This window comes from Nocardioides zeae, from assembly GCF_010686755.1.
Classification (GTDB): Bacteria; Actinomycetota; Actinomycetes; order Propionibacteriales; family Nocardioidaceae; genus Nocardioides; species Nocardioides zeae.
In genome coordinates, this window is the sequence record NZ_JAAGXA010000028.1 from 1 (window position 1) to 7,853 (window position 7,853).

Genomic DNA, 7,853 nt, shown 5'->3' on the forward strand with positions numbered 1-7,853 from the left:
TTTCAGCGCCGATGGTACTGCGATCGAGAGGTCGTGGGAGAGTAGGACGCCGCCGGACATTTCTTCTAGTAGGGGTTGTCGTGACCTTCGGGTCACGACAACCCCTACTCTTGTTTGCGTGCCCGCGGGATGCGGGTGGTTCCAGCGTTGAGGAGTCGGACAGTGGCGGAGCAGGGCGGTCGAGGTCAGGGTGCCGGTCGGGGCGGCGGCGGACGTCGCCCGGGCGGTCAGGGTCAGGGTCGCTCCGGCGGTCCCGGTGGATCCGGCGGCAGCTCGCGCGGCGGTCAGCAGGGCCGCTCCGGTGGGCCGGGCGGCTCCGCGGGGTCCGGTCGGCCCGGCGGACAGGGTCGTCCTGGTGGTCGTGGGGGGAAGCCCGAGGGCGCCGGCACCGGTGCTGGCTCCCGTCGCGACGGCGCGCCGTCCTCGGGTGGACGCTCCGGCGGTCCCGGTGGTTCCCAGCGTGGCCCCGGCCGTGGTGGCTCGTCGGCCGGGGGCGGTCCGCGACGTACGGGTCCCGGCGGTGCGCGCGGCGATCGTCGTGACGAGCCGCGCGTGGAGCGCTCCGTGGCGCAAGCCCAGTACGACGGTCCCGAGCTCGATGCCGACATCACCGGCCAGGAGCTGGACCGCAACCTCGCCTCGCAGCTGAAGGGCATGCCCGAGAAGCTCGCGACGCGAGTGGCGCGCCACCTCGTCGCGGCTACGCGGCTGATCGAGACCGACCCGGAGACGGCGTACCAGCACACGCTGGCCGCCCGGGCGCGCGCGTCCCGTCTCGGCATGGTGCGCGAGGCGGTCGGCGAGGCGGCGTACGCCGCGGGCCACTACAAGGAGGCCCTGGCCGAGCTGCGGGCGGCGAAGCGCATGAACGGCGCGACGGCGTACCTCCCCATCATGGCGGACTGCCACCGCGCCCTGGGGCAGCCGGAGCAGGCGCTGAAGCTCGCCCAGAGCCCCTCCGTGAAGGGTTTCTCGGCGGAGGCCAAGGCGGAGATGACGATCGTGGAGGCCGGTGCGCGCCTCGACCTCGGGCAGACCGATGCTGCGCTGCGCACGCTCGAGCTCTCCCCGCTCAACAACAAGACCCGCGCGGCGTGGGTCGTGCGGCTGCGCTACGTGTACGCCGAGGCCCTCCTGGCCGCCGGTCGACCCGCCGAGGCGCTCGAGTGGTTCCACCGGACGCACGCGTTCGACGCCGACGAGATCACCGACGCGGCCGACCGCGCGGCCGAGCTCGAGAAGAAGCTCGACTCCGCAGCGGAGTGACGGCCCGCCGGCCGTCCCCAGGGGCGGTCGGCGGAGCGGTTCTCCGCAGCCGATGCCTCCCGTCGGCGTGGCGTCTCCTCCACGGTCCATCCTGGTGCCGGAGAGAGGAGACGACATGGGTCGCAGGGGTGACGTGATCGACCTGGTGGAGTGGCGGGCGAGGCGCGAGGAGTGCGGTGCCGCCGCCAGCGAGGGCGAGGCGCTGGGCCGGTTCCTCGTGTCCGAGCGCTTCGCCGAGGGCTGGGAGTGCCTGGCGGACGAGCTGGACGCCCCCGGGCCGTAGGCTGCCGCGGTGATCCTCATCGACGAGCCGCAGGTGCCGTGGCGGGGGCGGTGGTGGTCGCACCTGGCCTCCGACACGTCCTATGCAGAGCTGCACGCCTTCGCGGCGACGCTCGGCGTCCCGGAGCGCGCCTTCGACGGGGACCACTACGACGTGCCGGCGGAGCTGTACGACGCGGCGGTGGCGGCAGGCGCCGTGGAGGTGCGCAGTCGTGAGCTGGTCGCGCGGCTGTCGGCCGCAGGGCTGCGGCGCCGCAAGACCCGGCGCGGCCGCGGGGACCTCAGTCGCTGAGCTCGACGATCTCGCGGGCGAGGTTCGCCCGCGCCGGCGCATCCCACCGGGCGTGCCCGTGGGCGGTGTGGAAGAGGCGTCGCCGGTCCGCCAGGTCCTGCAGGACGGCCCGCCGAGCGGCTCGGAACTGCGGCTCGGGCACCTGGGCGTACTCGGTCCGGACGGCGCGTCGGTACTCGTCGTACCGCTCCGGGGGAGCCGCCAGGATCGCCAGGTCGGCGTCCACCAGGGCATGTCCCCGGGGGTCGTCGGACGCGGGTCGGTGGTCAGCCGTCAGGCGCACGAGCCGCACCACCTCGTCGACGTCGACGTCCTCCCCGGCGAGTCGTGCACGGGCGAGGAGGGCGGAACGCTCCTCCAGGTCGGTGCCGCCGTCGTACACCGCGTCGTGGAACCACGCTGCCAGCACGACCTCCACGTCGTCGCCTCGTCCCAGCTCGGCGAGGCGAGCCAGCACCTCGGTGAGGTGCCGGAGGTCGTGGTAGCCGCGGCCGGTGCCGTAGGCGGCCAGGAGCTCGTCCCGCACGTCGGTGCGACGGGGGAGGGGCCAGGGCAGGTCGAGGGCACGCACCCGCTCAGGGTCTCAGGCCGCAGCGACCTCGCGCGCGCGACCGACGGTGGCGTCCACGGCGGCGACGATCTCGTCGGGGCAGTCGGCCATGGGGACGTGGCCGGCCCCGCGCAACGGCACGTGGACGGCGTGTGGGAGTCGCCCCCGCGCCCGCGCCGCCTGGCGGTAGGGGAGGATCCGGTCCTTCGTGCCCCACGCGACGGTGGTCGGCACGCCCACCGCTCCGCGGAACGCGTAGTGCACGCCCTCACGGGCGACGGCCGCGAAACCCGTGCAGTTCTTGAGGGCGAGGGCGTCGCCGTACGTCGACGCAGCGTCGTGGCGCTCGGGGTGCGCGTAGAGCGCCATGCCGATGAGGCGTCGGCCGAGCGCGGGACGCGCGGCGGCGCGGAGCACGCCGTCGGGCAGCTGGCTGGTGAGGCGCATGAGGCTGAGGAGCCCGAGCGCCTGGAAGCGGTCGAAGCGGCCGAAGAAGCCCGCCGGGCTCAGGGCCGTGACCGAGGAGACGAGGTGCCGCGAGCCGAGCTCGAGCGCGATGGCCCCGCCCAGGGAGTTGCCGACCACGTGGGGGCGGTCGAGGCCCCACTCCGCGAACTGCTCGGCGAGGTGCTGGCAGGCCACGTCCATCGTGTAGGGAACGCCGCGGGGGAACGGCGCGGACTCCCCGAAGCCGGCGAGGTCGACGGCGATCACGTCGTAACGCTCGCTGAGCCGGTCAAAGACCGGGCCCCAGGCCTGCCGGCGGTGACCGATGCCGTGGATGAGGACCACGGTCTCCCCGGAGCCTCGTCGCGTGTGGGCCAGCGGTGAGTGCACCACGTCGTACTCCTCCTGCGCGCCAATGTGACATCGGGAGTGTTACATCAAAGCTGGCAGAATGCACGTGATCCAGCCCACCCCCCCCGGACGTCATGCGTTCTGGCGGCCGGCGCCGCCGCCGCGCATGACGTCCGGAGCGGTGGGCGCGCCGGTGTGCGCGTAGGCTCGACCCGTGCTGGGGTCCGGTGTCGAAGGCGTGGCAGCGCCCCGCTTCCTGGACTGCCACCACTACGCGCGCGGCGAGTGCCGGTCGTGCACCTGGCTGCCCCGGCCCTACGACGAGCAGCTGTCGGAGAAGGAGCGGGCCTGCCGGGCGCTCCTCGCCCCCTGGCCCGGGATCGCCTGGGAGCCGGTGGTGGAGGGTGGTCTCGGCGGGTTCCGCAACAAGGCGAAGCTCGTCGTGGGCGGGACCCCGGAAGCCCCGACCCTCGGCATCCTCGACCCCGAGGGGCGAGGGGTCGACCTCCGCGACTGCGCGCTCCACGACCCCCGCCTGGTCGCCGCGGCCGACCCGTTGGCGGAGCTGGTCGTGCGGGCGCGGATCGCGCCGTACGACGTCGTGCGGCGCCGCGGTGAGCTGAAGCACCTCCTCGTGACGGTCGCGCCGGACGGAGGTCTCCTCGTGCGGTTCGTGCTGCGCTCCGAGGAGGCGGTCACCCGGATCCGCAAGCACCTGCCCTGGCTGCTCGGGCGGCTGCCCGAGGCGCGGGTGGTCTCCGTGAACCTGCAGCCCGACCCCAAGGCCGTGCTCGAGGGGCCGCGCGAGATCGTGCTCACCGATGCGACCTCTCTGCGCGTGCGGGTCAACGACCTCGACCTGCACCTGCTCCCGCAGAGCTTCTTCCAGACCAACACCCGGGTGGCCGCCGCCCTCTACCGCCAGGTCGCGGAGTGGGTGGACGAGATCGCCCCGGCGTCGGTCTGGGACCTCTACGGCGGGGTCGGTGGGTTCGCGCTGCACGTCGCGGCTCCGGGCCGCCGGGTGGTCGGCGTCGAGGTGAGCGGCGCCGCCACGGAGAGCGCACGCCGCAGCGCCGCCGACCACGGTCTCGCCGTCGAGGTCGTCGCCGCCGATGCCACGACGTGGGTCGCCGACGCGGTGGCTGCCGGTGAGCCGGTCGCGGACCTCGTGGTCGTCAATCCGCCGCGGCGGGGCATCGGTGCCCGGCTGGCGAGCCTCCTGGAGGAGTCAGGCGCCGGGCACGTCGTCTACTCGAGCTGCAACGCGGTGACCCTGGCGCGCGACCTGGAGGCGATGCCCTCGCTGCGGCCGGTGCGCGGCCGGGTCCTCGACATGTTTCCCCACACCGCTCACTACGAGGCCGTCGTGCTGCTCGAGCGGGCGGCCCGGGAGCGCTGAGCGGCCCGCGCCGCCCGCACCTCCGCGCGGGTGACCGGGAAAGCCCCCGCGTCGCCGACGAGGTGCACCGTCTCGCACGGCGCGCCGACGGCGTCGCACGCCTCGTAGACCGTTGCGATCCACCACAAGTCCGTCTCGTCGGGCAGCGGGCCGCCCCGCCGACGGAGAGCGACCGCCACGCGGTGGCGGTCGCGCAGGACCGAGGCGGCGAGCTGGGCGAGGAACCGCTCGAGTTGCGCCGCGTCGCCAGTCGCGGGAACCGCGGGCAGGTCGGCCACCTCGTGCAGCAGGGAGGTCAGTCGCCGCGTCTCGCCGTCGACGACGAGGACCCACAGGCTGTGCCCCTCGTGGTCGGGCGGGTCGAGCAGCTGCTGCCATCCTGCGCGCAGGTCGAGAGCGGTGCGGGCGGTGGGCGGGTTCGGTGTCGTCGTGTCCATGGGCACCACCTTCGGGCGATCGGCGCGCGGCCGCCACCGGCTCTCCACAGGCCCGGTGGTCGTCCACAGCTGCGCGGGACGACGACCTTCTCCCCAGGTGGCACCGCACGCACCTCGCGGGTCCCCGTCGCGCGGCAAGGTGGGCCGCAGGCGTCACCCGGCGCCGGTCGAGCACAGGGGGAACGGGATGAGTGATGACGTCAGGGTGGTGCCGGGGCGCACCGGGAGGCTCCAGCTGGTCCCCGACGACCGCGCCGAGGCCACCGGGTGGATCTGCGTGCTCAGCCGGGCGGACGCCCTCGCGGCGATCGCGACGGGCACGCTCTGCCTGGGGTCCCGGGGCGAGGGGCGGCTGCGGCGGATGCGGCTCGGCGACGGGGTGGCCGTCTACTCCCCGCGGGAGGAACGTCGGGCCGGTGCGGTCGTCCGACGGTTCACGGCCGTCGGCACGGTGACGGGGGTGGCGCCCTACCAGGGCGACGGGGCCATGCCGGACGACTGGTGCCGGGCCGTCGAGCTCGTCGACACGGGCGGAGAGGCGGCCGTCGAGCCCCTCCTGCCCCGGCTGTCGTTCGTGCGCGACGAGCCGGGCTGGGGCGTGGTGTTCCGGCCGGGGTTTCTCGAGGTGGCGATCGACGACATCGCCGTCGTGCGGGAAGCGGTGCTCGCCGCGCCGTCCTACCCCGACGCGGACCGGTGTCCCGACGCGGACCCGTGTCCCGACGCGGCCCGGGGCTCCGGTGCGCGCCCGGTGCCGGACGCGCGGGCCTGATGGCGCCCGCTCGGTCGCTCCGCGGCGGCCGTCACCGTCCCCTGCCCTGTCCTGTCCTGTCCTGTCCTGTCATGTCCAGGGACGGCGACGGCTCAGCCGGCGAGGCCGGAGGCGCTCGCGACGGCCCGACGCGGTGCGGTGGCGACCTGCGGGAACGGCAGCACCCGCGAGCCGGTGCCGCGGCTCGCGCCGGCCGACTGCCGGGCCATGACAGCCGCGACGTACTGGTCGCGTCGCCGCGCCGCGCAACCGCCCGGTCGTGCCGCGGGCCGCACGAGCTCGGGGGCGAGCGCGTGGTTCATGGCGTCGCGCAGCTGCACGAGGGCCTCGGCGCGGATCTGCGAGATGCGGGACTCGCTGACGCCCAGCTCGACGGCGATCTCGGCCATCGGGCGCTCGGCGAAGAAGTACCCCTCGACCACCACGCGCTGCCGGTGGGGCAGCTCGGCGACGGCAGCGACGAGGTACTGCAGCTGCTCCGCGTGCTCGAGCGCCTCCTCGGGGGTGGAGGCGGCGCTGACGAGCGTCTCCTCGAGCGTCGCGCCGGTGGTGCCCTGGAGGGAGAGCAGCTGCGCGCGGGCGATGTCGTCGTGGTTCGCCTCGACCTCGGTGACCGTCAGGCCGGTGGCCGCGGCGATCTCGTCAGGGGTGGCCGGGCGGCCCAGCGTCGCGGCGAGGCGGCCCCGGGCCTCCTCGAGGTCGCGTGCTCGGCGCCGCACCGAACGCGATGCCCAGTCGACGCTCCGGAGCTCGTCGAGGATGGCTCCGCGGACCCGGCGCGCGGCGTACCGGGTGAAGGGAACGCCGCGGTCCTCGTCGAACGACTGCGCCGCCTGGACGAGCGCGGTGAGACCTGCCGACATGAGGTCGTCGCGGCTGACGTGGGCGGGGACGCGGGTCATCGTCTCGCGGACGATGTGTCCGACCAGCGCCACGTGGGAGGTGATCAGCTCGTCCTGCTGAGGGAGGTGGATCGGAGCCATGACTCGATCCTTGGCGTGTCGGTCCGCTTTGGCGATGTCGTCACTGCTATGAGGCCCCCTCGTCCGCACAGTCGGGACCTTGGTCCCGGTCGGACCTAGTTCCATTCGGTCACGCCGGAGGTCCCGGGTGGGATGACTCGGAAGGAAGGTGCAAGAGAACTTCAAGGAAGTCTCAAGCGACGTGGGAGGCGTCCGACGAGTGTCCCGTGACGCGTCGCTCGTCGCCGGCTACCTCCTCCGCTCGGGAATTTGTCTCAGGAGCCGGGTGGCGCCGCCGAAGGGCAGGGGGTGCGGGAGGGCTCCTGTCGACGGTCGGGAGTGCCCGCGGTCCGGGCCGACGGCCGATCGCTCGACACGACCAGGGGGTCCGAGGTGGAGGAGCTGTCGCTCGTCCTGTGGCGGGAGCGCGAGCTGCTCGACACCCTGCTCTACCGCGTCGAGCTCGAGCAGCTCGTGCTGGCCAGCGGGCGTGCGCGATGGCACGCGCGCACCGCCCAGGACGTGGCGGCCGCGCGCACGACCGTGGGCGAGACGGAGCTCCTGAGGGCCGTCGTGACGGACGAGGCGGCCGCGGCGGCCGGGCTCGCCCCGGGGCCGACGTTGCGGGAGCTCGCGGAGGGCAGCGACGAACCGTGGCGCACCATCCTCACCGACCACCGCGACGCCCTGGTGGCGTTGACGCGGTCGATCGCCGAGCGCGCCACCGGCAACCACGACCTCGTCGCCGCCGGCCGCAGTCGGACCCCCCTGCGCGTCCAGGCGCGGGAGGCCGACTCCGGGGCGACCCTCGGGTCAGCGGTCCACGTCGTGCAGGCGAGCCTGGCGGACTTCCTGCGCTGACCGCGCCGCCGCGACCAGCGGTGCCCCCGCCGGTGCCCCCGCCGGTGCCCCCGCTGGTGCGCGGGGCCGAGCGCCGGTGCGCGGGGCCGAGCGCGCGGGCTAGTTGTGATGTCCAGGGAGGTTGTACCGACCAGCGTCGGTGAGCCTGTCTGAAAGGTGAAGGCCTCCGGATGTGAAGTGGAGCTGTCTAAGGAACCGCTTCACACACCAGGAGGCCTTCGTGTCCCACGC

The 7,853-nt window shown here is 74.4% G+C and carries 10 protein-coding genes; 6 read left to right on the forward strand and 4 right to left on the reverse strand.

Annotated elements, in window-relative coordinates; translation table 11 throughout:
* Positions 1 to 564: 564 nt before the first annotated feature.
* The 3 genes from G3T38_RS22010 to G3T38_RS20735 all read left to right on the forward strand — a co-directional run bounded on the left by G3T38_RS22010 (position 565) and on the right by G3T38_RS20735 (position 1,840).
* Positions 565 to 1,266, forward strand: a complete 702-nt coding sequence (locus tag G3T38_RS22010) for a tetratricopeptide repeat protein (RefSeq protein ID WP_338037797.1) — start codon at positions 565 to 567, stop codon at positions 1,264 to 1,266.
* 115 nt (positions 1,267 to 1,381) lie between these two features.
* The gene (locus G3T38_RS20730) at positions 1,382 to 1,549 is read left to right on the forward strand and encodes a hypothetical protein (protein WP_163774805.1); all 168 of its coding nucleotides are present in this window, start codon (positions 1,382 to 1,384) and stop codon (positions 1,547 to 1,549) included.
* A gap of 9 nt (positions 1,550 to 1,558) precedes the next feature.
* A complete protein-coding gene (locus tag G3T38_RS20735) occupies positions 1,559 to 1,840 on the forward strand; it encodes a DUF4031 domain-containing protein (RefSeq protein ID WP_163774807.1) in 282 nt (93 codons plus the stop codon).
* On the opposite strand, the gene G3T38_RS20740 is transcribed toward G3T38_RS20735, so the two are convergent.
* Both G3T38_RS20740 and G3T38_RS20745 read right to left on the reverse strand, forming a co-directional pair.
* Positions 1,830 to 2,411 (reverse strand): HD domain-containing protein, encoded by a 582-nt coding sequence (locus tag G3T38_RS20740; protein ID WP_338037798.1) that lies wholly within the window; start codon positions 2,409 to 2,411, stop codon positions 1,830 to 1,832. The genes G3T38_RS20735 and G3T38_RS20740 overlap by 11 nt on opposite strands.
* 12 nt (positions 2,412 to 2,423) lie before the next feature.
* Positions 2,424 to 3,230 carry an alpha/beta fold hydrolase gene (locus tag G3T38_RS20745; RefSeq protein WP_206675948.1) on the reverse strand — a complete coding sequence of 269 codons (807 nt, stop codon included), beginning with the start codon at positions 3,228 to 3,230 and terminating at the stop codon, positions 2,424 to 2,426.
* Between the two features lie 172 nt (positions 3,231 to 3,402).
* Here G3T38_RS20745 and rlmC point away from each other — a divergent pair, with 172 nt between their 5' ends.
* Complete coding sequence (gene rlmC, locus G3T38_RS20750) at positions 3,403 to 4,590, forward strand: 23S rRNA (uracil(747)-C(5))-methyltransferase RlmC (RefSeq protein ID WP_338037799.1); 1,188 nt, start codon at positions 3,403 to 3,405, stop codon at positions 4,588 to 4,590.
* On the opposite strand, the gene G3T38_RS20755 is transcribed toward rlmC, so the two are convergent.
* On the reverse strand, positions 4,545 to 5,027 hold the full coding sequence (locus G3T38_RS20755) for a hypothetical protein (protein WP_163774808.1): 483 nt from the start codon (positions 5,025 to 5,027) through the stop codon (positions 4,545 to 4,547). The two genes, rlmC and G3T38_RS20755, sit on opposite strands and share 46 nt — an antisense overlap.
* Positions 5,028 to 5,214: 187 nt before the next feature.
* On the opposite strand from G3T38_RS20755, the gene G3T38_RS20760 reads away from it, so the two are divergent.
* A complete protein-coding gene (locus tag G3T38_RS20760; RefSeq protein WP_163774810.1) occupies positions 5,215 to 5,799 on the forward strand; it encodes an EVE domain-containing protein in 585 nt (194 codons plus the stop codon).
* Between the two features lie 92 nt (positions 5,800 to 5,891).
* Here the strand turns inward: G3T38_RS20760 and G3T38_RS20765 are convergent, their stop codons facing one another.
* Entirely contained in the window at positions 5,892 to 6,782 is an 891-nt protein-coding gene (locus G3T38_RS20765) for a sigma-70 family RNA polymerase sigma factor (RefSeq protein ID WP_163774813.1), read from the reverse strand.
* Positions 6,783 to 7,154: 372 nt separating this feature from the next.
* On the opposite strand from G3T38_RS20765, the gene flgN reads away from it, so the two are divergent.
* The gene (gene flgN, locus G3T38_RS20770) at positions 7,155 to 7,622 is read left to right on the forward strand and encodes a flagellar export chaperone FlgN (RefSeq protein WP_163774815.1); all 468 of its coding nucleotides are present in this window, start codon (positions 7,155 to 7,157) and stop codon (positions 7,620 to 7,622) included.
* The last annotated feature ends 231 nt before the right edge of the window (positions 7,623 to 7,853 follow it).